20 protein-coding genes are annotated in these 21633 nt (G+C 73.4%); 17 read left to right on the top strand and 3 right to left on the bottom strand.

Translation table 11 applies throughout. The annotated features are described in order from the left end of the window. Nucleotides 1-1071, bottom strand: coding sequence for a DNA cytosine methyltransferase (locus ACFPM7_RS21620; RefSeq protein WP_378249510.1), 1071 nt, complete (start codon nucleotides 1069-1071; stop codon nucleotides 1-3). A gap of 214 nt (nucleotides 1072-1285) precedes the next feature. On the opposite strand from ACFPM7_RS21620, the gene ACFPM7_RS21615 reads away from it, so the two are divergent. From ACFPM7_RS21615 to ACFPM7_RS21595, 5 genes are all read left to right on the top strand, one after another. Next, a complete protein-coding gene (locus ACFPM7_RS21615; RefSeq protein ID WP_378249509.1) occupies nucleotides 1286-2596 on the top strand; it encodes a cytochrome P450 in 1311 nt (436 codons plus the stop codon). A 106-nt stretch (nucleotides 2597-2702) separates the two neighbouring features. Then, nucleotides 2703-3089 (top strand): hypothetical protein, encoded by a 387-nt coding sequence (locus ACFPM7_RS21610; protein WP_378249508.1) that lies wholly within the window; start codon nucleotides 2703-2705, stop codon nucleotides 3087-3089. A gap of 123 nt (nucleotides 3090-3212) precedes the next feature. Continuing rightward, on the top strand, nucleotides 3213-4463 hold the full coding sequence (locus tag ACFPM7_RS21605) for a glycosyltransferase family 87 protein (protein WP_378249507.1): 1251 nt from the start codon (nucleotides 3213-3215) through the stop codon (nucleotides 4461-4463). A 66-nt stretch (nucleotides 4464-4529) separates the two neighbouring features. Then, a complete protein-coding gene (locus tag ACFPM7_RS21600; RefSeq protein ID WP_378249506.1) occupies nucleotides 4530-5180 on the top strand; it encodes a hypothetical protein in 651 nt (216 codons plus the stop codon). A gap of 55 nt (nucleotides 5181-5235) precedes the next feature. Then, nucleotides 5236-6027, top strand: a complete 792-nt coding sequence (locus ACFPM7_RS21595) for a siderophore-interacting protein (RefSeq protein ID WP_378249505.1) — start codon at nucleotides 5236-5238, stop codon at nucleotides 6025-6027. Here the strand turns inward: ACFPM7_RS21595 and ACFPM7_RS21590 are convergent. Further along, complete coding sequence (locus ACFPM7_RS21590) at nucleotides 5988-6899, bottom strand: GNAT family N-acetyltransferase (RefSeq protein ID WP_378249503.1); 912 nt, start codon at nucleotides 6897-6899, stop codon at nucleotides 5988-5990. The genes ACFPM7_RS21595 and ACFPM7_RS21590 overlap by 40 nt on opposite strands. 47 nt (nucleotides 6900-6946) lie before the next feature. On the opposite strand from ACFPM7_RS21590, the gene ACFPM7_RS21585 reads away from it, so the two are divergent. From ACFPM7_RS21585 to ACFPM7_RS21550, 8 genes are all read left to right on the top strand, one after another. Further along, nucleotides 6947-8455 carry an ABC transporter transmembrane domain-containing protein gene (locus tag ACFPM7_RS21585; RefSeq protein ID WP_378249502.1) on the top strand — a complete coding sequence of 503 codons (1509 nt, stop codon included), beginning with the start codon at nucleotides 6947-6949 and terminating at the stop codon, nucleotides 8453-8455. Beyond that, on the top strand, nucleotides 8452-10164 hold the full coding sequence (locus ACFPM7_RS21580; protein ID WP_378249501.1) for an ABC transporter ATP-binding protein: 1713 nt from the start codon (nucleotides 8452-8454) through the stop codon (nucleotides 10162-10164). Before ACFPM7_RS21585 ends, ACFPM7_RS21580 begins: the two co-directional genes overlap by 4 nt. A gap of 84 nt (nucleotides 10165-10248) precedes the next feature. After that, nucleotides 10249-11271 (top strand): FecCD family ABC transporter permease, encoded by a 1023-nt coding sequence (locus tag ACFPM7_RS21575; RefSeq protein ID WP_378249500.1) that lies wholly within the window; start codon nucleotides 10249-10251, stop codon nucleotides 11269-11271. Then, a complete protein-coding gene (locus ACFPM7_RS21570) occupies nucleotides 11268-12335 on the top strand; it encodes a FecCD family ABC transporter permease (protein ID WP_378249499.1) in 1068 nt (355 codons plus the stop codon). The genes ACFPM7_RS21575 and ACFPM7_RS21570 overlap by 4 nt, the downstream gene beginning before the upstream one ends. Continuing rightward, a complete protein-coding gene (locus ACFPM7_RS21565; RefSeq protein WP_378249498.1) occupies nucleotides 12335-13150 on the top strand; it encodes an ABC transporter ATP-binding protein in 816 nt (271 codons plus the stop codon). The genes ACFPM7_RS21570 and ACFPM7_RS21565 overlap by 1 nt, the downstream gene beginning before the upstream one ends. Further along, entirely contained in the window at nucleotides 13147-14097 is a 951-nt protein-coding gene (locus tag ACFPM7_RS21560; RefSeq protein WP_378249497.1) for an iron-siderophore ABC transporter substrate-binding protein, read from the top strand. The genes ACFPM7_RS21565 and ACFPM7_RS21560 overlap by 4 nt, the downstream gene beginning before the upstream one ends. A gap of 292 nt (nucleotides 14098-14389) precedes the next feature. Continuing rightward, nucleotides 14390-15538, top strand: coding sequence for an endonuclease (locus ACFPM7_RS21555; protein ID WP_378249682.1), 1149 nt, complete (start codon nucleotides 14390-14392; stop codon nucleotides 15536-15538). Nucleotides 15539-15671: 133 nt separating this feature from the next. Continuing rightward, nucleotides 15672-16358 (top strand): hypothetical protein, encoded by a 687-nt coding sequence (locus ACFPM7_RS21550; RefSeq protein ID WP_378249496.1) that lies wholly within the window; start codon nucleotides 15672-15674, stop codon nucleotides 16356-16358. A 38-nt stretch (nucleotides 16359-16396) separates the two neighbouring features. Here ACFPM7_RS21550 and ACFPM7_RS21545 read toward each other — a convergent pair whose 3' ends face one another. Further along, complete coding sequence (locus ACFPM7_RS21545) at nucleotides 16397-17026, bottom strand: TetR/AcrR family transcriptional regulator (protein WP_378249495.1); 630 nt, start codon at nucleotides 17024-17026, stop codon at nucleotides 16397-16399. Nucleotides 17027-17128: 102 nt separating this feature from the next. Between ACFPM7_RS21545 and ACFPM7_RS21540 the strand changes: the two genes are divergently transcribed. From ACFPM7_RS21540 to ACFPM7_RS21525, 4 genes are all read left to right on the top strand, one after another. Then, nucleotides 17129-18154, top strand: a complete 1026-nt coding sequence (locus tag ACFPM7_RS21540) for a medium chain dehydrogenase/reductase family protein (RefSeq protein WP_378249494.1) — start codon at nucleotides 17129-17131, stop codon at nucleotides 18152-18154. A gap of 29 nt (nucleotides 18155-18183) precedes the next feature. After that, nucleotides 18184-18741, top strand: a complete 558-nt coding sequence (locus ACFPM7_RS21535) for an ABC transporter permease (RefSeq protein ID WP_378249493.1) — start codon at nucleotides 18184-18186, stop codon at nucleotides 18739-18741. Nucleotides 18742-18803: 62 nt separating this feature from the next. Further along, the gene (locus tag ACFPM7_RS21530; protein WP_378249491.1) at nucleotides 18804-21110 is read left to right on the top strand and encodes an ATP-binding protein; all 2307 of its coding nucleotides are present in this window, start codon (nucleotides 18804-18806) and stop codon (nucleotides 21108-21110) included. Between the two features lie 120 nt (nucleotides 21111-21230). Continuing rightward, the gene (locus ACFPM7_RS21525) at nucleotides 21231-21587 is read left to right on the top strand and encodes an STAS domain-containing protein (RefSeq protein ID WP_378249490.1); all 357 of its coding nucleotides are present in this window, start codon (nucleotides 21231-21233) and stop codon (nucleotides 21585-21587) included. Nucleotides 21588-21633 lie beyond the last annotated feature (46 nt).

The raw sequence follows: 21633 nt of genomic DNA, 5'->3' as shown, positions 1-21633 counted from the left end.
CTAGCACAGCGCGCAGCTCGGCGCCGCCGCCGCCTCATCGGTCAGGTGCGGGCGCAGGTGGGTGGCCACCGCCTCGGCAAGCCGCGGCGGGACCGCGTTGCCGATCTGCCTGGCGATCTCGGCCTTGGTGCCGCACCAGGCGAAGTCGTCGGGGAAGCTCTGCAGCCGGGCCGCCTCCCAGTGCGTGATCGGGCGGTCCTGGCGGGGGTGCAGGTACTGGCCCTTCTCCGGCTTGTAGAACTCCGTGCGGATGGTCAGCGACGGCTGGTCCCAGCGCATGCGGCCCATCACGTCGGTGGTGCCGGTCCGCTTCTCGCGCCAGCAGCGGGGGAGCAGGTGGTCGGGCAGGTCGAAGCGGCCGCCCCCGGGCGGGATGTGCCGGTAGCGCTCCAGCGACAGGGCCGTCGGGGTGCGGCCCAGGTGCAGGTCGGTGCTCGTGAACACCCCGGGCACCGAGCCCCAGCCGAGGTCGGTGCGCGAGTCCGGCAGCTGCTTGACCGCGGGCGTCTCGGGCAGACCCGCCAGCACCGCGCCCGTCCCGTGCCAGGAGTCGCGGGCGTGGGTGGCGGTGGGCAGGGCCACCGGTCCCACCCGCGAGCCGATGACGAACGCCCGCTTGCGCCGCTGCGGCACCCCGAAGTCGGCGGCGAGCAGGTGCCCGGTGGTCAGCTCGTAGCCGCTGGTGTGCTCGCGCAGCAGGGCGAACTCCGGGGCCGAGAGGAACCGGTCGACGTTCTCGATGACGAACACCTTCGGCCGCACGTGCTCGACCACCCGCAGGTATTCCCGCCACAGCTGGTTGCGCGGGTCGTCGGCGGCGCGGGCGCCGAGGGTGGAGAAGCCCTGGCACGGCGGCCCGCCGATGATCACGTCGGCGGGCGGGATGGCGGCGGGGGCGACGGCGGCGATGTCGGCGGCCAGCACGTGCCCGCCGCCGAAGTTGGCCGCGTAGGTGGCCGCGGCGGCCCGGTCGTGCTCGACGGCCAGGACCGGGCGGTAGCCCGCCGCGGTGAACCCCAGCGTCATGCCGCCGCACCCGGCGAACAGATCGATCACCGTCAGATCCGTCACGGGCGGCAACGCTAGCCGATCACCTGACCTGCGCCGCCGCGCCGAGCCGGACCGGCGTCCACATCCGACCCGCGGACGTCGGGTCAACCCCCGTGCGTCGCGCGGACGATGTCGCCTAGGCTTGCGGGCGTTCAAACCGGACCTAATACACCGCGTGGGGCCTCCCCGCACCCGCGCGCATGCTCGACGGCGGGGTTCCGGCCGGGGGGTCAGGATGAAGACGGCAACGCGCACGACGAGCGACGACAGCTCGGCCCCGGGCTTCGGCGCCCGGCTCAAAGCCTGGCTTGTCCGCCGCTACCTGGCCCGCGCCGCGCGCAAGGGCAAGGGCCTGGACCTCTCCCGGCTGCTGCCCGAGGAGGCCATGGTGCCGCTGGCCCGCGACGGCCTGGAGCCGGTCGCGGCCGCCGAGGAGATGCGCGCCACAGCGCCCGTCACCCAGATCCAGGTGCCCTTCGGCGTGAAGCTGTGGGTGGTCACCGAGTACGAGGCCGCCAAGCACGTGCTGGCGGACACGCGCGCGTTCAGCAACGACTTCAAGCACCTGGCGGGCGCGCTCGACGCCCTCGACACCACCAACCCCGGCGGTCTCGGCTTCTCCGACCCGCCCGTGCACACCCGGCTGCGCAAGCTGCTCACGCCGGAGTTCACGATGCGGCGCCTGGCCCGGCTGACCCCGCGCATCGACGAGATCGTCACCGAGTGCCTGGACAACATGGCCAGGGTGGACGGCCCGGTCGACCTGGTCAGCGAGTTCGCGCTGCCCATCCCGTCGCTGACGATCTGCGAACTGCTCGGCGTCCCGTATTCCGAGCGCGGTGACTTCCAGCGCCTCAGCGTCGCCCGCTTCGACCTGTTCAGCGGCGCGACGGCGTCCCTCGGCGCGATCTCGGAGTCGCTGGAGTACCTGACCGAGGTCGTCCGCAGGCAGCGGGTCGACCCCGGCGACGGCCTGCTCGGCGCGCTGATCCGCGAGCACGGCGACGACGTCTCCGACGACGAGCTGGCCGGCCTGGCCGACGGCGTCCTCACCGGCGGCTTCGAGACCACCGCCAGCATGCTCGCGCTCGGCGCGATCGTGCTGCTGCGCGACCCCGAGACCTTCGCCATGGTCCGCGACGACGACGCCGCGGTGTCGCCGTTCGTGGACGAGCTGCTGCGCTACCTGACCGTGGTGCAGGTCGCCTTCCCGCGCTTCGCCCGCGAGGACGTCGAGATCGCGGGCACGCACATCGGCAAGGGCGACGTCGTGGTGGTCAGCCTCAACTCCGCCGACCGCGACCCGGCGCTGGTCGCCGACCCCGGCTTCGACCGCACCCGCAAGCCCACCTCGCACCTGGCGTTCGGCCACGGCGCGCACCGCTGCATCGGCGCCGAGCTGGCCCGCATGGAGCTGCGCGCGGCCTACCCGGCGCTGGTGCGGCGCTTCCCGGAGCTGAAGCTGGCCGCGGACTACGAGACCCTGCCCTTCCGGCAGAAGTCGATCGTCTACGGGGTGGACGCGCTGCCGGTGCTCACCCGTTGAGCCGCCGGGGGTCGGGCATCCGGCCCACTGCCCCCGTACTGGCACATCAGCGCTCTGGCCTGTGGGTATCGTTCGGCGAAGTCCGAACGCACCACAGGAGCGCACCATGGCCATCGATGACCTGCCGCGGCGGTTCTCCACCGTCGCCGCCTACAACTCGGCCTACCCGGAGAGCGCCCTGCCCGTCGACGTGACGATCCGCAACTCGCAGCGCGCGTACCACGCGGCCATGGTCGGTGTCGCCGACGACGTGACCGGCACCAACTCGTCGCTGACCATCGAGTTCCTGCCCGGCGGCGCGCCCGCCCCCGGTCAGCCGGACCGGGTCGGCACCGTGGTCGCCACGCACTGGGGCCGCGGCCCGCTGATCGTGCTCGCCGAGGACGTCTCGCTGCGCGCGGCGTGGAAGGCGGTCACCGCCCAGTTCCCGACGCAGCTGTCACAGGTGTGTTCCCTGGTGATGCCCCTGCCTAGGTCTGTGGGCGCGGAGTAGGTAAAATCATCACCCGATAGCGGCAGGCCCAGCTGCCGCGCGCCCCGGGCGCGGGCTGCCGCTCGTGCACGGCCGGGGCTGGGCCGTGGCCGAACGGGTCACCCGACAGGATTGGGTCTCCGGGTGGGTGTGTCCACGCTGTACCGGGCAGGCGCGCGTGCGGTGCGCGACTGGTGGGCGTCGGCGTCGACGCCCGTGCGGCTGCTCCTCTTCGCCGCGAGCGCCGCGGTGTCCGCGCTGGTGCTGCGGAACCTGCTGCTCGGCCACGAGCTGATCGATCTGCAGGTGTACCGCTTCGGCGTGGAGGCCTGGATGTCCGGCGGCGACCCGTACGGGCCGATGCCGCAGACGTCGATCGGCGTCGGGCTGCCCTACCTGTACCCGCCGCCGTCGCTGGTGCTGCTCGCGCCGTTCGCCCTGATGCCGCTGTGGGCGGCGAAGGTGGTCGGCACGGCGCTGACCCTCATCGCGCTGATCGTGACCATCTGGGTGGTGATCAGCCGGTGCTGGCCACGGGCCCGCGACATCGAGGTGGCGGGCGGCACCGCGCTGGTGCTGCCGATCGCGCTGTCGTTGGAGCCGGTGGACGAGACGCTGACCTTCGGGCAGCTCAACATCTGGCTCATGGCGCTGGTCACCCTGGATCTGCTGGCGCGCAACCCGCGCTGGCCGCGCGGGCTGCTGGTGGGCGTGGCGTTCGCGCTCAAGCTCACCCCGGCGGCGTTCATCCTGTTCTTCCTGCTGCGCAGGGACTACCGCGCGGCGCTGGTCACCGTGCTCAGCGGCGCGGCGTTCGTCGCGCTGGGTTTCCTGGTCGCCTGGAAGGCCTCCGTCGCGTACTGGTTCACCGGCGCGGGCCCGACCGACGGGGTGAGCGGCACGCCCTTCGGCACCAACCAGACGATCCTCGCCGCGCTGCGCAGGCTGGTGATCCCCGAAACCGCGCAGACCGTGATCTGGGTGGTGCTGGTCGGCGCCGTGGTCGGGTTCGGCGTGCTGCTGATGGTGCGCCTCGACGCGCCGTCGGCCTTCGTCGTCAACGCCTCGATCGCGCTCCTGGTCGCGCCGACGGCCTGGTCGCACCACTGGATCTACGCCGTCCCCGCCCTGATCGTGCTGGCCTACCACGTGGCGCACCGCAGGCTGTCGATCCTGATCGCGCTCGGAGTGCTGGCGGTGTTCTACTACGCCCTGCACCAGGACCTGCCGCGCGGCAGCGACACCGAGTTCGGCTGGAACTGGTTCGAGCACATCTACGGCGACTCCTACGTCCTCGTCGCGCTGCTCCTGCTCGCGATCACGATGTGGAAGGTCCGCGAGCGCAAACCGGCCGCCGACCGCGAGGTCGCGCGCGGAGACCTGGAGACCGCCTAGCCGATCGGCGTAACGCGCGTTGCTCCCAGGCGATAGGGGGGCAGGACGCGTTGCGGAGGGGGATCGATGGGTGCACCGGCGCGGCATGTGGTGGGCGCGGCGCGGGCGGGGAGTCTCTGGTACGTCGTGGTGCCGGTCGCCACGTTCGGGCTGCTGACGTTCGTGCCGTTCGTGCACGCCGCCGTCCGGCTGGGCAGGCCGGTGCTGTGGCTGGCGACCGCGGGGTTCGCCGCGGTCGCGGTCGCCTTGGTGGTGGTGTCCGGGCAGCCGGACTCCGCGGTGCCCGCGGTGGTGCAGGGCGTGGTGTTCGTCGCGGCGCTGGGATCGATGGTGGGCGGTGCGGCGGTGCTGTCTCGGCTGCGCCGCGAGGTGTACGGGATCGCGCCGCCGGTCGACCCGGCCGTGCGGCGGGTGCTCGACGCCCGCGCGCGGCGGGCCGAGTCGCGCGGGCTGGTCGCGACCGACCCGCTGATGGCCCGCGAACTGGGCATCGGCCGACCCGATCTGGACGGCCACTACGACGACGGCGGCCTGGTCGACGTCGGCTCCGCGCCTGCCGAGACCATCGCCGAGGTGTGCGACCTCACCATCGAGCAGGCCGTCGCGATCGTCGCCGTCCGCGACTCGGTGATCGCCGTCGAAGACCTCTTCGCCTACGTCGACCTGCCCGTCTCGGCCTGGGACCGGATACGCGACCGGGCCGTCCTCATCCGCTGACCTCCACTCCCCGCGTTGTATGGTTAGGCTCGCCTAACTAGCGAGGGGAGGATGTGTGGTCCAGGCGTACGAGCACTTCGACACCGAGGTGGTCGCGGTCCGCCCGGTGGGCGCTTCCCTGGTCAGGGTCACTTTCAGCGGCCTGCCGCACCTCACCTCCGACGGGCCTGACCAGCGCGTGAAGGTCTTCCTGCCGACGCCGGTCGTGTCCGCGCGGGCGGTGCCGCGCGGCGCGGACTGGTACCAGCGCTACCGCCTTCTCCCCGAACACGCCCGCCCGGTGATGCGGACCTACACCCTCCGCGCGGTGCGTGACGGGCAGGCCGACATCGACTTCGTCCGGCACGGGGACACCGGCCCGGCGTCGCGCTGGGCCGAGGCGGCGGCCGCGGGCGACGAGGTCGTGATCTGGGGTCCGGACGCCCGGTTCACCGGCGATCGCGGCGGCGCGGACTACGCGCCCGGCGACGCCCGCTGGCAGCTTCTGGTCGGCGATGAGACGGCGCTGCCCGCCCTCTCGGGGATCGTGGCGGGACTGGCCGGGGACGCCGTCGCGCGGGTGGTCGTGGAGATCCCCGACCCAGCCGACCGCGTGGACTTCGGCGCGGGGGAGGGGGTTCGCGTGGAGTGGGTGGTGCGCGGGGACCGTCCGCACGGGGTCGGGCTGGTGAAGGCCGTGTGCGCCGAGGCGCCACCGGACGGGCCCGGCTACGCGTGGGTGGCAGGGGAGGCCGCGGCGGTCAGACAGGTGCGCCGCCACCTCGTGCGCGGGTGTGGGATGGACAAGGCGCGCGTGTACTTCTGCGGCTACTGGCGGCTGGGTGCGCCCGAGGACGCCCAGCGGTGAGCGCTGTCCAGCACGTAGTCGGCCGTGCGCGCGTACGCCCGGAAGCCGAGGCCCGCATAGAGCGGGACCGCGCCGGGACGGCTCGGCACGCCTTGGGCCGGGTAGACGACCGCCTGCCGCGCGCCCGCCGCGCGCAGGGCGTGCAGGGCGGCCAGGCACACCGCGCGCGCCAGGCCCCTGCGGCGGAACTCCGGGTGGGCGCCGACGGGCTCCAGCTCGCCGACCCCGTTGTGCTCGTCCAGCCAGACCAGGCAGTTCGCCGCGAAGCGGCCGTCCGGCGCCTCGACGACCCAGTCCAGGTCCGCCCGGTACGGCCATGCCGCCATCACCGCGCGGTAGCTCTCCTCGGTGACCATCGACGGGCGCCAGGCGGCCCGGTGCACGGCCACCCTGCGGTCGAGGTCGTCCGCGCCCACAGGTCGGGCGCGGAAGCCGTGGGGGAGAACCACATCGGGCAGGTCGGCGAGCGGACGGGCCATGTAGAGGCAGTGGTGGGCCTTGTCGCGGCGGACGTACCCGGCCGCGCGCAGTCCCGCGATGAGGGGCTCATCGCTGTCGAGGACCGTCACGGCCAGCTCCTCGGCGGTGGCCACGCCCGCGAACCAGTCGAGCACCTCGGCGACCAGCTCGGGCCGCTCCGGGTCGACGTGCAGGCGGAGGGTGTCCGGCTGCCGAGTCCAGCCCCAGGCGACTACTTCCCCGCCGTCTTCCCAGAGAGCGGTCGGCCACTGGGGCTCGTAGCCGGTGTGCTGGAACCGCCCCCAGGCAAGGTCCCCGATGTGCCACTGGCCCGCGCGCTGCCAGATCCGCCTGCTCAGCAGCTGCATGGCGCGCAGGTCGTCCACACCGGAGTACAGCCGCCTTCTGGTCACTGTCCCACCGTAGATCACCCCGGTCCCCCCACGGTTAGCCTGCGGTCATGCGGATCGTGAACAGGCGGGTGGTGCTCGCGTCGGTCCTGGCGTCGGCGCACCAGGCCGGGGAGGCGCTGGTCCCGGTCGTCGTCGGGCTGGTGATCGATCAGGCGACGGCCGCCCGGGACGGCGCCGCGCTGCTGTGGTGGCTGCTCGCGCTGGCCGGGGCTTTCGCCCTGCTGTCGTTCAGCTTCCGCTTCGGGCACCGGGCGGCCGAGCGGGCGGCGATGCTCGGCGAGCACCGGATCAGGCTGGCCGTGGTCGATCGCGTCGTGCGGGGTGCGCCGGGCAAGCCGGGGGAGCTGGTGCACGTGGCCACCGGCGACGCGCGCCGGATCGGGCTGCGGGCGCTGTTCGTGCCCGTGGGGGTGGCCGCGCTCGTCGGGCTCGCGGTCGCGGCGGTCGCGCTGCTGCGCATGTCCGTGCCGCTCGGGGTGTTGGTCGTGGCCTCCGCCGCGGTGGTCGCGGGGCTGACGCGGGTGCTGTCGCGGCGGCTCGCGGCGCGCGGGGAGCGCGAGCAGGAGCGGGCCGCGCGGGCGGTGGGGGTGGCCGCCGACCTCGTCGCCGGGCTGCGCGTGGTGAAGGGCATCGGCGCGGAGACCGCCGCGCACGAGCGCTACCGCGCCGTCAGCCAGGACGCCCTGCGCGCCGCGGCCGTCGCGGGCCGCACCCGGGGTGCCCTCGACGGGCTGGTGACCGGGCTCAACGGCCTGTTCCTCGCCGCGATCGCCTTGGTGGGCGGCAACCTCGCGCTCTCGGGCGCGATCTCCGTCGGCGACCTGGTCGCCGCGGTCGGACTGGCCCAGTTCGCGGTCTGGCCGCTGACGGCGCTGGCCGCGGTCGCCGGGGAACTGGCGGTGGCCCGCGGCTCCGTCGGGCGGGTGCGGGCCGTGCTGGACGCCCCGGACGCCGCGCCGGAAGGCGGCGCCCCGCTCGGCGAGGTCGCGGGCGAGGTGGTCGTCGACGGTCTGCACGTGCGCGCGGGCGAGCACATCGGCGTCGTCACCGACGATCCGGCCGCCCTGCTGGCCCGCCTCAGCCGGGAGAGCGGCACGTTCACCCTCGACGGCCGCGACGTCGCCGCCCACGACGTCGCCGAGGTCCGCTCCGCCGTCGTCGTCTCCCCCCACCAGGTCGACCTGTTCGCCGAGGACACCACGGACGACGAGCCCGCCCTCGCCGCTGTCGGCGCCCGCCCCGACTGGACCCCCGCGGCCCTCTCCGGCGGCCAGCGCCAACGGCTCGCCCTGGCCAGAGCCCTCGCCACCCGGGCCCCCGTCCTCGTCCTCCACGACCCGACCACCGCCGTCGACTCGGTCACCGAGGCCGCCATCGCCGCCGCCGTCCGCGACCTGCGTGCAGGCGCGACCACGATCGTCGTCACCACCAGCCCGACCCTGCTCGCCCACACCGACCGCGTCCACTTCGGACCACTCGCGGGCGCGGGCGCCACCGGCTCCCACACCGACCTGCTCCGCGACAGCGCGGCCTACCGGGCGGCGGTGCTCGGGTGACCCCGCTGCCCGTCGCCACCCCGCGCGAGACCTGGCGCGTGGTGTGGGACCTGACCGCGCGGCGCAAGCGCGCTCTCATCGCCGCGCTGGGCACCCTCGTGCTCGGCACCGCCGTCGGGCTGCTCGCCGCGCCCCTGCTCGGCCGGGTGGTCGACGTCGTCACCGGGACGCTGCCCCGGGAGGCGCTGGTCCACGCCGTCGTCGGGCTCGCGCTCGTCGCGGTCGTGTCCGGGGTCGCGACCGCCGTCGCCGCGGCGCAGGTCGCGCGGCTCGGCGAGGCCGTGCTCGCGGACCTGCGCGAGCGCTTCGTCGGTGCGGCGCTGGGACTGCCGCAGCTGCGGGTGGAGGCGGCGGGGGCGGGGGACCTGACCTCGCGGGCCAGCCGGGACGTCGGGGTCGTCGCCGAGGGCGTGCGGGTCGCGCTGCCGACGGTGGCCCGCTCCGCGGTCACGATCGTGCTCAGCCTCGCGGGCATGGCACTGCTCGACTGGCGCTTCCTCGTCGCCGGTCTGCTCGCCGCACCCGTGCAGTGGCACACCGTGCGCTGGTACGCGCGCAACGCCCGCGTCGTCTACGCCGCACAGCGCGAAGCGGTCGCGGAGTTGCAGCAGCAGCTGCTGGAAACCGTGGAGGGCGCGCGCACCGTGCGGGCGTTCGGGTTGCGGCAGCGCCACCTCGGGCGCGTCGACCGGCGCTCGGCCTCGGCGATCGACCTCGGCATGCGCGGGGCGAACCTGCTCACCCGATTCTTCAGCAGGCTCAACCTCGCCGAGTTCGTCGGCCTGGCCGCCGTGCTCGGCACCGGCTTCTGGCTGGTCGGCTCCGGCGAGGTCACCATCGGCGCCGCGACGGCGGCCGCGCTGTACTTCCACGGCATCTTCAACCCCGTCAACGCCGCTCTCGGCCTGGCCGACGACGTGCAGCTCGCCGCTGCCGCCCTCTCCCGCCTCGTCGGCCTGCCCGACGCGCCGACCCCGCCGCTCGCCGAGCGCGCGGGCGACGCCTCGGTGACCGTCGCCGGTGTCCACTTCGGATACGACGGCACCGCCGTGCTGCACGGCGTCGACCTGGCCGCCCGGCCCGGCGAGCACGTCGCCGTCGTCGGGGCCAACGGCGCGGGCAAGACCACGCTGGCGCGGCTCATCGCCGGTGTCGCGCCCCCCGACGCCGGCACCGTCAGCGCCGGGGCCGTCTACCTGGTCAGCCAGGAGGTGCACGTCTTCGCGGGCACCGTCGCCGAGGACCTGCGCCTCGTCCAGCCCGACGCCACCGCAGAGGAGCTGCGCGCCGCCCTCGCCGCCGTCGGCGCGCTCACCTGGGTGGACGCCCTGCCCGAGGGGCTGGACACCGTCGTCGGCGAGGGCGGCCACCGCCTCAGCGCCGCCGAGGGCCAGCACCTCGCCCTCGCCAGGGTGGTGCTGGCCGACCCGCCCGTCGTCGTGCTGGACGAGGCGACCGCCGAGGCGGGCAGCGCGGGCGCGCGGGTGCTGGAGCGCGCCGCGGCCGCCGCGCTCGCCGGGCGCACCGCGCTCGTCGTCGCCCACCGGCTGACCCAGGCCGCCGCAGCCGACCGGATCGTCGTCCTCGACGCAGGCAAGGTCGCCGAGACCGGCTCGCACGCCGACCTGCTCGCCGCTCGCGGCCGCTACGCCGACTTGTGGGCCGCGTGGTCGGCGTCACGCCCGCGGGGCGACACGGCGAGAAGTTGAAGGGTCAACGGGAATCCCCAGTGCGACTGTTGTTAGCCTTACCTAACATCCCGTCGGAGGATGCGGTGGGGCAGGAGGCGGCACATGGCACAGGCAACCGCGCGCCGGTCCCGGGGCCTGCTGGCCGTCGGGTTGCCGGTCGCGGGGGTGGTGCTGGCGGGCATCGCCGTGCTGAGTGTGTTCGTCGGCAGCAAGGAGATCCCGGCCGAGGTCGTGGTGGACGCCTTCACCGCGTTCGACCCGGCGAACAACGACCACCTCTTCGTCCGTGACGAACGCCTCCCGCGCACCCTGGTCGCCCTGCTCGTCGGCGCCGCGCTCGGCGTCGCGGGCGCGGTCATGCAGGCCGTCGCCCGCAACCCGCTGGCCGATCCCGGCGTGCTCGGCATCAACGCGGGGGCCGCGTTCTTCGTCGTGATCGGCATCACCGTGTTCGGGATCAGCGCGCTCGCGGGCTACGTCTGGTTCGGCTTCGCGGGCGCGATGGTCGCCTCGCTGCTCGTCTACGGCGTCGGAGCGCTCGGGCGCGAGGGGGCGACCCCGCTCAAGGTCGCGTTGTCGGGAGCGGCGGCCAACGCGGCGTTCGTCTCGCTGACCACCGCCGTGCTGCTCACCGACACCGACGCCTTCGACCAGTTCCGCTTCTGGCAGGTCGGCGCGCTGTCCGGGCGCTCGATGGACGTCTTCCACCAGGTGCTGCCCTTCATCGCCCTCGGCCTGCTGATCGCCCTGGCCTCGGCCCGCTCGCTCAACGCCCTCGCCATGGGCGACGACCTCGCCCGCGCGCTCGGCCAGGACGTCGGCCGGGCCAGGATCACCGCCGGGGTGGCCGTGGTGCTGCTGTGCGGGGCGGCCACGGCCTCCGTCGGCCCGATCGCCTTCGTCGGGCTGGCCGTGCCGCTGCTGGCCCGCGGCATCACCGGGCCCGACCACAGGTGGCTGCTGCCGTACTCGATGGTCCTCGCGCCCATCCTGCTGCTCGGCGCCGACATCATCGGCCGCGTCGTGGCCCGGCCGGGGGAGCTTCAGGTGGGCATCCTGACCGCCGTCATCGGCGCGCCCGTGTTCATCGCGCTGGTGCGCGGGCGCCGGGTGGCCGCGCCGTGACCGCCGTCGAGTCCGTGGCGGCGCAGGAGAGCCCGCCCCCCGGCACGGTGATCAGCCGGTCGAGGGAGCTGGCCAGGAAGCGCTCGGCCGTCGTGATCGGCTCGCTCGCCGCGCTGCTCGTGGTGTTCTTCGCGCTGGCCCTGTCCTTCGGGCGCGGCTACGTGCCGCTGCCGGACATGCTGTCCACACTGGCCGGACAGGGCAGCAGGTCGACCGACTACATCATCCTGGACCTCAAGCTGCCGAGGTCGCTGGCCGCCGTGCTCGTCGGCGTCGCCTTCGGCGTGTCCGGCGCGGTGTTCCAGAGCCTGCTGGGCAACCCGCTGGCCAGTCCCGACGTGATCGGCATCAGCACCGGGGCGAGCGCCGCCGCCGTGCTCGGGATCTCGGTGCTCGGCCTCAGCGGCGTCGCGGTGTCCGGCCTCGCCCTCGGGGGCGCGCTCGCCGCCGCCGCCGCGATGTACGCGCTGACCTGGCGCGGCGGGATCTCCGGGTCGCGGCTCGTGCTCGTCGGCATCGGCATCGCGGCGATCCTGCTCAGCGTCGTGTCCTACCTGATGACCCGCACGCGCGTCGCCACCGCGCAGGACGCGCTGGTATGGCTGACCGGCAGCCTCAACGGCCGCAACTGGACCCAGGTCGTGCCGCTGGCGCTGATCATGGCCGTGCTGCTGCCCGCGGTCGCCGTGCTCGCCCGCCAGCTCGGCCTGCTGCGCCTGGGCGACGACGCCGCGCGCGGGCTCGGCGTGTCCGTCGAACCCGCCCGGCTCGGGCTCCTCGCCGCGGCCGTCGGCCTGGCGGGCGCGGCGACCGCGGCGGCCGGACCGGTCGCCTTCGTCGCCCTGCTCGCCGCGCCGATCGGCAGGCGCCTGGCCCGCGACGGCAGTCCGGCGCTGGCCGCGTCCGGGCTCGTGGGCGCCGCCATCGTGCTCGTCGCCGACTTCGCCGCGCAGAACCTGCCCGGCGGCGTGCAGTACCCCGTCGGGGTCCTGACCGGGGCCATCGGCGCCCCGTACCTGCTCCTGCTGCTGGCCCGGGCGAACCGGACCGGGAAGGGCGGCTGATGACAGCCCGGCACACGCTGCGCACCGAGGAGCTGCGGCTCGGCTACGACGACCGCGAGGTCGTCAAAGGACTGTCGGTCGTAGTGCCGCCCGGCGAGCTGACCATGATCATCGGGCCGAACGCCTGCGGGAAGTCGACGCTGCTGCGCGGCCTCGCCCGGCTGCTCGCCCCGGCCTCGGGAGCCGTGCTGCTGGACGACCGCGAGCTGAGCGCCTACCCCAACCGCGAGCTGGCCGCGGTGCTCGGCATCCTGCCGCAGACCCCGACCGCACCGGAGGGCATCACCGTCGCCGACCTCGTCGGTCGGGGCCGCTACCCGCACCAGGGCTGGTTCCGCCGCTGGAACTCCGCCGACGACAACGCCGTCGCCGAGGCCCTGGCCGCCACCGACACCCTGGACGTGGCCGAGCGGCGGGTCGAGGAGCTCTCCGGCGGGCAGCGCCAGCGCGTCTGGATCGCCATGGCCCTGGCCCAGCGCACCGACCTGCTGCTGCTGGACGAGCCGACGACCTACCTCGACCTCACCCACCAGGTCGAGGTGCTCGACCTGCTCACCGACCTCAACCGCACGCAGGGCACCACGATCGTCGTGGTCCTGCACGACCTCAACCTGGCCTGCCGCTACGCCGACCACCTCATCGCCATGCGCGCCGGGGAGATCGTCGCCCAGGGCGGGCCGACCGAGGTGATGACCGCCGACACCGTCGAGCGGGTGTTCGGTCTGCGCTCCCACGTCGTCACCGACCCGGTGTCCGGCACGCCCATGATCGTCCCCATCGGTCGTCACCACCATGTGGAAGGAGAAAGCCTGTGAGGACCCGTCTTGCCCTGGCCGTCGCCGCTGTCCTGGCGGTGGCCGGGTGCGGTCAGGTCGAGGAGCCCGCTGCCGCGCCGGGCCCCACCGTCCAGACCCGCTTCGGCCCGGTCACCGTCCCGGCGAACCCCGTCAAGGTCGTCGCGCTCGGCTGGTCCGACGCCGAAGCCGCGCTGGCCCTCGGCGTCCAGCCGATCGCCGCCAGCGACTGGCTCGCCTTCGGCGGCGAGGGCGTCGGCCCGTGGGCGGCAGGCCGCTACACCCAGGCGCCGGTCATCCTGCCCACCCTGGAACTGGACTACGCCGAGATCGCCAAGCTCGAACCGGACCTGATCCTCAACACCCGCTCGGACAACTCCGAGGAGAAGCACCGCGAGCTGACCAAGATCGCCCCGACCGTCGGCGCCCCGGCGGACGTGGTCTCCTACGGCACGACCTGGCGCCAGCAGATGGAGCTCGTCGCCCAGGCCCTCGGCAGGACCGAGGAGGGCAAGCGCCTCATCGGCGAGGTCGACGCCGCCTTCGAGACCGCCAAGACCAACAACCCGTCGCTCACCGGCAAGACGGTGGCGGTCGGCGCGCACTACTCGGACAAGTACAGCGCCTACGTCCGCGGCGACTCCCGGGTGGACTTCATGGAGAGCCTGGGCCTGAAGAACAAGCCCGAGATCCAGTCCCTGGCAGGCGACTCCTTCAGCGTCGACCTCTCCCGCGAGCAGATCGAACTGCTGAGCGCGGACCTGACCGTCGTCTTCCCCCTCGGCAGCGACGCGGCGCCGCTGCGCGCGGACAAGATCCTCAACCAGATCCCGTCGGCCAAGGCGGGCCACCTGCTGATCCTGGACGACACGACGCTGATCAACGCCTTCAGCAGCGGCTCGACGCTGGGCACCATCTACGCCATCGACAAGGCAGCCCCGCTGTTCGGCTCGACCATCGGCAGCTGACCTGTCCCTGACGGCCGGCCGCACCCTTGGGGTGCGGCCGGCCGTCGTTATTCCCCAGCCGTTATCCGGCAATTGGGAATGCGGTTGGGAAATCCGCCGCAGCTGCTGGTCCGTGCACTTCCTTCAGCGTTTCCCGCTGGTCGACGTGGTGTATCGCTGGTGGCTACCTTCGCAGCTCGTGGGCCTCAAGCTGGCGTGCTGCTGCTCCATTCGGCGGAAGATCGGCGGTGATTTCTGTGCGAGTGTCTGAGACAAATCGTCGGGGAAGGACACACTCGTGCAGAAATCACGCATGGGGCGGTGGACGATGTTCGCGCCGGTTGTCGGTGCGGCATTGGTCGCGGTCGCCTTACACATTCCCGCTGGAAGCGCGGCGGCGGCCGGGCCGCTGACCGTCGCGCAGGCGATCGGGCAGCAGGGGACGACGGGGACCGTGCGCGGTTACGTCGTCGGGCAGCCGACCGCCACCGCCACGGTCGTCACGACCTCGTTCCCGTCCGACTACGCCATCGCCCTGGCCGACTCGCCCGCGGAGACCAGTCCGGCGCGGATGCTGTACGTGCAGGTCACCTCCGGGTTCCGGGCCGAGTACGGGTTGCGGTCGAACCCGGACGTCCTCGGGGACCGGCTCGATGTCACCGGGCCGCTGCGGGCCTACTTCTCCCACCCCGGGCTGACGTCGCCGACCGCCATCGCGCCCGCGGCGGCCACCCCGCCCACGACGACCCCGCCGCCCGGTGGCGGAGGTGACTACGACGACACCTACTACCGCACCGCGATGGGGCTGACCGGCCAGGATCTCAAGGACGAGCTGCACGAGATCATCAAGAACAACACGAAGCTCTCCTACAGCCAGGTCTGGGACGCCCTCAAGGTCACCGACCAGGACCCGGTCAACGCCAACAACGTCGTCCTGCTCTACTCCGGCCGCTCCCAGTCCAAGTCCACCAACGGCGGCAACGCCGACGACTGGAACCGCGAGCACGTCTGGCCCCAGTCGCACGGCGACTTCGGCACCTCGGCCGGGCCCGGCACCGACATCCACCACCTGCGCCCCGAGGACGTCACCGTCAACAGCACCCGGGGCAACAAGGACTTCGACAACGGCGGTTCCCCCGTCTCCGAAGCCCCTGACAGCAACACCGACGCCGACTCCTTCGAGCCGCGCGACGCCGTCAAGGGCGACGTCGCCCGCATGATCTTCTACATGGCGGTCCGCTACGCGGGCACCGACGGCTTCGCCGACCTGGAGCTGAACAACAGCACGAACAACGGCAGCGCGCCCTACGTCGGCAAGCTGTCGGTGCTGCTGGCCTGGAACTCCGCCGACCCGCCGGACGCCTTCGAGCAGCGCCGCAACCAGGTCATCCACGACCAGTTCCAGAACAACCGCAACCCCTTCATCGACCACCCGGAGTGGGCGGCCCAGATCTGGGGCTGACCAGGGCCGGTCTCCGCAGCGGCAATCGGGGCCCGGGATCGGCCGAATGGCTGGTTCCGGGCCCTTCCGCAGGTCCAGGGGCCCAAAAGTGTCGGTGGTCGAACGTATGGTCGAAAGCGACGGAAGGAGGACCATGCAGGACACCACCTGGCGACTCGTGCACGACGCGGTGATTCCCTACGGCAAGGCAGGCCTGGACACCGTCGTGCACGCCCGCGCGTTCGAGGCCACCCCCACCGACACCCCGATCGTGCTGCTCAGCGAGTTCGGCGACCACCACGGCCGCCCCCTGTCCCAGGCGATCGCCGAGGCCGCCGCCGCGGCGCAGGCCGCCCTCTACCGCCGCGGCGACGACCTGCGCTTCGTCCAGCACACCCCGCACGGCCAGCGCTTCCACGAGGTCCGCTTCCACCAGCGCCGCCGCACCACCGTCTTCTACCACCGGGGTGCCCCGCCCGCCCGCCGCGGCCGCTCGGCCCACTGGTCCACCAGCGCCACCCCGGTGACCGTCCGCGGCGCCCGCCGCCACATCTTCCAGCCGCCCCAGTGGGCCCAGGACCTCCCGTGGACCTTCCACGACCCCCACTGGACCGAACTGCCCACCACCCCCGTCAACGACGACGGGATTCCCCAGGCCCGCTCGGCGCGCCCGATGGAGCTGCTCATCCCGACGCTCCTGGGCGACACCCCGGTCCAGGTGTGGCCCGCCGACCGCTACCTGCCGTCCCTGATCGGCGGCGCCACGGCCCGCAAGATCGCCGACGCGCGCAACGCCGCCCGCGCACCGGAGACGCCACCGGGGGACGCGGTGCTGTTCTAGGCGCACCCGGCCGGCGCGTTGGTGGTGGCCAGGTACATCTAGCCGGGCGGCCGGAGCCGGGCCAGCCCCCCGATCACCCGCTCGGCGATGTCGTCCGGCCACGGGAACTTCCGCACGACAGCCCGCTGGTGGGCCAATCCGTGCAGCCCCAACCACAACGCGACCGCGTCGCTGAACAGCGAGTCGCTGGTCGCCTCGCCCGCGCGCACGCACTCGTCCAGGACGTCGACCAGCACCTGGAGCGCCGCCGCCCCCAGGGAGTCCATGTCCTCCTCGGTGATCGAGCTGGTCCCGAGGGTTGGCATCCACAGGCCGCCGAACATGATCCGGTACCGCGACGGCCGGGTGTGGGCCAGGTCGAGATAGGCGTGGCAGACGGCGAAGAGACGGGGTCTGGGTCCCTCGGCCGCGTCCGCGGCCGCGCGGAGTTCGTCGGCCAGTCGGTCCATCTCCCGGTGGACCACCGCGAGCATGATCGCGGGCTGGTCCGGGAAGTGCGGGTAGATCGACGGCGCCGCGATGCCGACCTGGCGGGCGACCGAGCGCAGCGTCACGGCCCTCTCGTCGCCGTGCTCGTCCAGCAGGGCCAAGGCGGCGTCGATGATCTCCTCGCGGAGCTTTCCGCCCTCGCCCCGGCGGTTGCGCTTGCGCGTCGGCACGGTGCTCACGGCCGTAACCATACACCTGAGAGTTTATCAGCGCGGGACGTTGTCATCTCAGCCATACGTGCGTTAACTTACGACTGTTAGCAAACAGACGTAGGGGAGCGCATGAACACCACCGAGATCGTCCTTCCCGGCGTGGTAGCGCCTGATGGCCTCCAGGTCAGGGTCCGTGACCTGCCCGAACCCGCCGAGAGGCAGGTCCTGCTGCGCATGGAGGCCACCGGCGTCTCCTTCGCCGAGCAGCAGATGCGTCTGGGCAAGTACTACGACCAGCCGCCGTTCCCCTTCGTCCCCGGCTACGACGTGGTCGGCGAAGTGGTCGCCACCGGTCCCGGGGTCGCGACGGCGTTGACCGGGCGCCGCTTCGCCGCCGTCACCAAGACCGGCGGCTGGGCCAGCCACCTCGTCGTGGACGCGGGCGACCTGGTCCCGGTGCCCGACGGCGTCGACCCGGCCGCCGCCGAGACCGTTCTGGTCAACGGCGTGACCGCCTGGCAGATGCTGCACCGCATCGCCGCCGTCCGCCGTGGGGGAGTGGTCGTGGTCCTCGGCGCCAACGGAGGTGTGGGGTCGGTTCTCGTGCAGCTCGCCCGGCACGCGGGCATCACCGTGATCGGCACGGCGGCCGAGCGCCACCACGACGCGGTCCGCGCGCTCGGCGCGATCCCCGTCGACTACCGCGACCCGGACATGCACGCCCAGATCCGCGCCCACGCGCCCGCGGGGGTGGACGCGGTGTTCGACCACGTCGGCGGCCCCGGGCTGCGGGAGTCCTGGCGGCTGCTGCGCCGCGGCGGCACGCTGGTCAACTACGGCTCGGCCGCCACCAAGGACGAGCCGGGCAACGCGATGCTGCCGGTGCTCAAGCTCTTCGCCCGCCTGCTCGCCTGGAACCACCTGCCCAACGGCAAGAGCGCGCGCTTCTACAACTTCTGGGCGGGGAAGCGCCGCATCGCCGCCTTCCGTGCCCGCTTGGCCGAAGACCTCTCCCAGGTGCTTGCCCTCGTCGCCGACGGCGTCCTCACCCCGCAGATCGCCGCGCGGGTGCCGCTCGCCGACGCGGGCAAGGCGCTCGCCCTCGCCGAGTCCCGGACCGTCATGGGAAAAGTCGTCATCGTCTCGTCCGCGTGAAGCCGCCCACCCGCCTGAGAGGACCCCTCATGAACCCCGCGGACGTCGACAGCCGCCTCGCCTACATCAGTTTCGGTCTGGCCTACATCCTCGGACACGGCGCCGCCGCGCTGTCCAAGGGCGCCGATCCGCTGCTGCGCTTACCCGGCTGGCTGCCCATCGTCCTGCTCGCCGCCGGGATCGTGGCGGGGATGGTCCTGAGCATCCTCGCCTCCACCCGCGCCCAGCGCGGCGCGACCGAGTCCCGCAGGCTCGCCGAGAAGCTGGTCGGCACCGCGTGGGCCACCGGGTTCATCGCGCTGTTCCTGCTGATCACCGGCTTGTCGGCGGTCGAACCCGCCCTGCAGGAGGTCCTGTGGCCCGCCGGGTCCGTCCTCGTCGTCGGGATGATCTACCTCGCCGAGGGCGCGGTGCGCGGCAACACCCTGCACTACGCCTTGGGCACCTGGCTGGCGGTCGTGGCGTCGGCGTCGCTGCTGCTCGGCACAGCGGGTGTGTACGGCGTTCTCGCCGTCGCGGGCGGGGGCGCCTACATCGTCGCCACGCTCCTGGAGCGTCGCAGGCTCGTCGCGGCGAGAAGTGGTTGACATCTCAAGCGTCTCGGTGGCCGCCTTGTACTGTTCCGGGGATCGTGGTGGGGGAGGTGCGGATGAGCACGCGGAAGGCCGGTGTGGACGGCCTCTTCCTGAGCGACGACGACACGAGCGCGGCGCACCGGGAACTCGACTGGTCGGCGACCCCGCTGGGGCCGGTGCAGCAGTGGCCGCCGGAGCTGCACGCCGCGGTGCGGACGGTGATGCCCTCCCGCATCCCCATGCTGCTGTGGTGGGGTCCCGACCTGGTCCAGATCTTCAACCACGCCTACGCCGCCGCCATCGGCGACAAGTACCCCGCCGCCATCGGCCAGCTGGGCGCCGAGTGCTGGCCCGAGGTGTGGGACCACCTCGGCCCCCTGTCGGCCGGTGTCCTGGCAGGCGGCGAGGCCACCTACTCCGACAACCAGCTCCTCTTCGTCCGCAGGCACGGCTACCTGGAGGAGACCTACTGGACCTTCTCCTTCAGCCCCGTCCACGGTCCGAACGGCGAGGTGCTGGGCGTCTTCGTCACCACCAGCGACGCGACGCCCCAGGTGCTCGCCGACCGCAGGCTGGAGACGCTGCGGCGACTGGGAACGCTGTCGATCGCCGAGGCCGACACCCCGGTCGACGTGTGCCGGGCGGCGGTGGAGGTCCTGGCGGGCGCCACCGCCGACCTGACCGCCGTGGCCGCCTACCTCGGCGACACCGAGCCGGTCGCGGGCGCGGCGGGGCAGGCCGATGTCGTGGCCGAGGTGATCGCCACCGGCGTCCCCCGGCACACCCCCGACCAGCGCGTCTACCCGCTGGTCGACAGGTCCGCCGTCGTCGGCGCACTGGTGCTGGGGATGAGCCCCTACCGCGAGGTGGACGACGCCTACGCCACCTTCGCCGACCTCGTCGCCGAGATGGTCGGCTCCGCCGTCGGCGACGCGATCGCCTACGCGGCCGAGCGCGACCGGGCCCGGGCGCTGGCCGAGCTGGACGCCGCCAAGACGCGGTTCTTCCAGAACGTCAGCCACGAGTTCCGCACCCCGCTGACCCTTCTTGAGGCCCCGATCGAGGTGGTGGCCCAGGAGGCGGCCCTGACCCCGGCGCACCGCGACGCGCTCGACGCGGCACTGCGGGCGGCGCGGCGGCTGGGCAGGCTGGTCGACGCCCTCCTCGACGTGACGAAAGCGCAGGCGGGCACCCTGCGGGCGCGACCGGAGCCGGTCGACGTGGGCGCCATCACCGGGCAGTGCGCCGCCATGCTGCGCTCGGCCGCCGAGGGCGCGGGACTCGACTTCACCGTCCACGCCGAGCCCGCCGTCGCGCTCCTGGACCCGGAGATGTGGTCCCACGTCGTGCTCAACCTGGTCTCGAACGCCATCAAGTTCACCCGCGCGGGCAGCGTGGCCGTCCGGCTGCGCGTGGCCGGCGGCAACCTCGTACTCGCGGTCGCCGACACCGGGGTCGGCATCCCCGAGGCGGAGCAGGTCCGCGTCTTCGAGCGCTTCCACCAGGTGGCGGGCACCACCGGCCGCAGCCGCGAGGGCGCGGGGATCGGCCTGGCCCTGGTGGAGGAGCTGGTCGGCGTGCTGGGCGGCACGGTCGGCCTGTCCAGCGTGCCCGGGGTGGGGAGCACCTTCACTGTGACAGTCCCGCACACGGCGACCGACGCCGCGCCGGGCGTGCGGCCGGTGGCGGAGATCGGCGCGGCCTTCGTCGCCGAGGCCCGCCAGTGGCAGCCGCCCGCCGCGCTGAGCGGCGACCGCGCGGGCGGGCAGCGCATCCTGCTGGTCGAGGACAACGCCGACCTGCGCGACTACCTCATCCGTCTGCTGCACGCCGAGGACTGGGCCGTGACCGCCGTCGGTGACGCGGGAGCGGCCATCGCCGCCGTGCGGGCCGACCGACCCGACCTCGTGCTCAGCGACGTGATGCTGCCCGGCCGCGATGGGCTGGAGCTGCTCGGCGAGATCCGCGCCGACCCCGGCCTCGCCCGGCTGCCGGTGATCCTCCTGACCGCCAGGGCGGGCGCCGAATCCACCGCCGACGGGCTGCGCCACGGCGCCGACGACTACGTGGTCAAGCCGTTCCACCCGGCCGAGCTGGTGGCCAGGGTCCGCGTGCACCTGGAGCTGGCCCAGTCCCGGGAGGGGGCGATCGCCCACGGGGAGCGCCGGGCGGCGAACCTCGATGTGGCGCTGCGGACGCGCACCGCCATCGGCCAGGCCGTGGGCATCCTGATGGTCACCCAGCGCTGCGACGCCGACACCGCGTTCGACCGGCTGGTCGCCGCGTCGCAGCGGCGCAACGTCAAGCTGCGCGAGGTGGCCGACGACCTCGTCCGCCAGGTCGCCGCCAGCCACACGGCGCGGTCGGTCGCGTCTCGGTAACCGCTGTGGCGGCGCGTGCCTGCGTCGGGCTACAGTCGCCGTGCGTGACCTCGTTGGGGTCACGGGGGTTGAAACCACCAGCCTGCTGGCCGCCGCATGCGCGGAAACAGGAGGACTGCTGTGACCATCCCGATGCTCGACATCACCGCACACCCCAGAGGTCCGGTCACGGTCCTGCGGGTCCGCGGCGAGATCGACCTGGCGACGTCGGCGCACTTCGGCGCCGCTCTCGTCGCCGCCGTCACCGCCCAGGCGGCGGTCGTGGTCGACATGTCCGAAGTCGTGTTCCTGGGCTCGCACGGCCTGCGCGAGCTGGAGGTCGCCCGGCTGAGCGCTCACCAGGCCGACAAGCGGTTCGTGCTGGCCGGCCTGGCCAGACCGGTCAGCAGGGTGCTGGCCCTGACGGGCCTGACCCCGTACTTCACCGCCTACGCCACCGTGGACGACGCCTTGGCCGCGGTGGCCCCGGCCGCCTGAGGGGCCCGGAAATGCCGAAGAGCGCCCGTCTCACGACGGGCGCTCT

Origin of the sequence: Actinokineospora guangxiensis, assembly GCF_042657845.1 — a bacterium.
GTDB classification, from domain to species: Bacteria; Actinomycetota; Actinomycetes; order Mycobacteriales; family Pseudonocardiaceae; genus Actinokineospora; species Actinokineospora guangxiensis.
Note: the sequence above shows the minus strand (reverse complement) of the source record. Positions and strands in the feature narration are given on the sequence as shown.

What these genes read in the sequence shown, in the direction of transcription:
- ACFPM7_RS21615 (WP_378249509.1), top strand. Translation starts at nt 1,286, where the DNA reads ATGAAGACGGCAACGCGCACGACGAGCGACGACAGCTCGGCCCCGGGC.
- ACFPM7_RS21610 (WP_378249508.1), top strand. Translation starts at nt 2,703, where the DNA reads ATGGCCATCGATGACCTGCCGCGGCGGTTCTCCACCGTCGCCGCCTAC.
- ACFPM7_RS21600 (WP_378249506.1), top strand. Translation starts at nt 4,530, where the DNA reads ATGGGTGCACCGGCGCGGCATGTGGTGGGCGCGGCGCGGGCGGGGAGT.
- ACFPM7_RS21585 (WP_378249502.1), top strand. Translation starts at nt 6,947, where the DNA reads ATGCGGATCGTGAACAGGCGGGTGGTGCTCGCGTCGGTCCTGGCGTCG.
- ACFPM7_RS21575 (WP_378249500.1), top strand. Translation starts at nt 10,249, where the DNA reads ATGGCACAGGCAACCGCGCGCCGGTCCCGGGGCCTGCTGGCCGTCGGG.
- ACFPM7_RS21565 (WP_378249498.1), top strand. Translation starts at nt 12,335, where the DNA reads ATGACAGCCCGGCACACGCTGCGCACCGAGGAGCTGCGGCTCGGCTAC.
- ACFPM7_RS21555 (WP_378249682.1), top strand. Translation starts at nt 14,390, where the DNA reads ATGGGGCGGTGGACGATGTTCGCGCCGGTTGTCGGTGCGGCATTGGTC.
- ACFPM7_RS21550 (WP_378249496.1), top strand. Translation starts at nt 15,672, where the DNA reads ATGCAGGACACCACCTGGCGACTCGTGCACGACGCGGTGATTCCCTAC.
- ACFPM7_RS21540 (WP_378249494.1), top strand. Translation starts at nt 17,129, where the DNA reads ATGAACACCACCGAGATCGTCCTTCCCGGCGTGGTAGCGCCTGATGGC.
- ACFPM7_RS21535 (WP_378249493.1), top strand. Translation starts at nt 18,184, where the DNA reads ATGAACCCCGCGGACGTCGACAGCCGCCTCGCCTACATCAGTTTCGGT.
- ACFPM7_RS21530 (WP_378249491.1), top strand. Translation starts at nt 18,804, where the DNA reads ATGAGCACGCGGAAGGCCGGTGTGGACGGCCTCTTCCTGAGCGACGAC.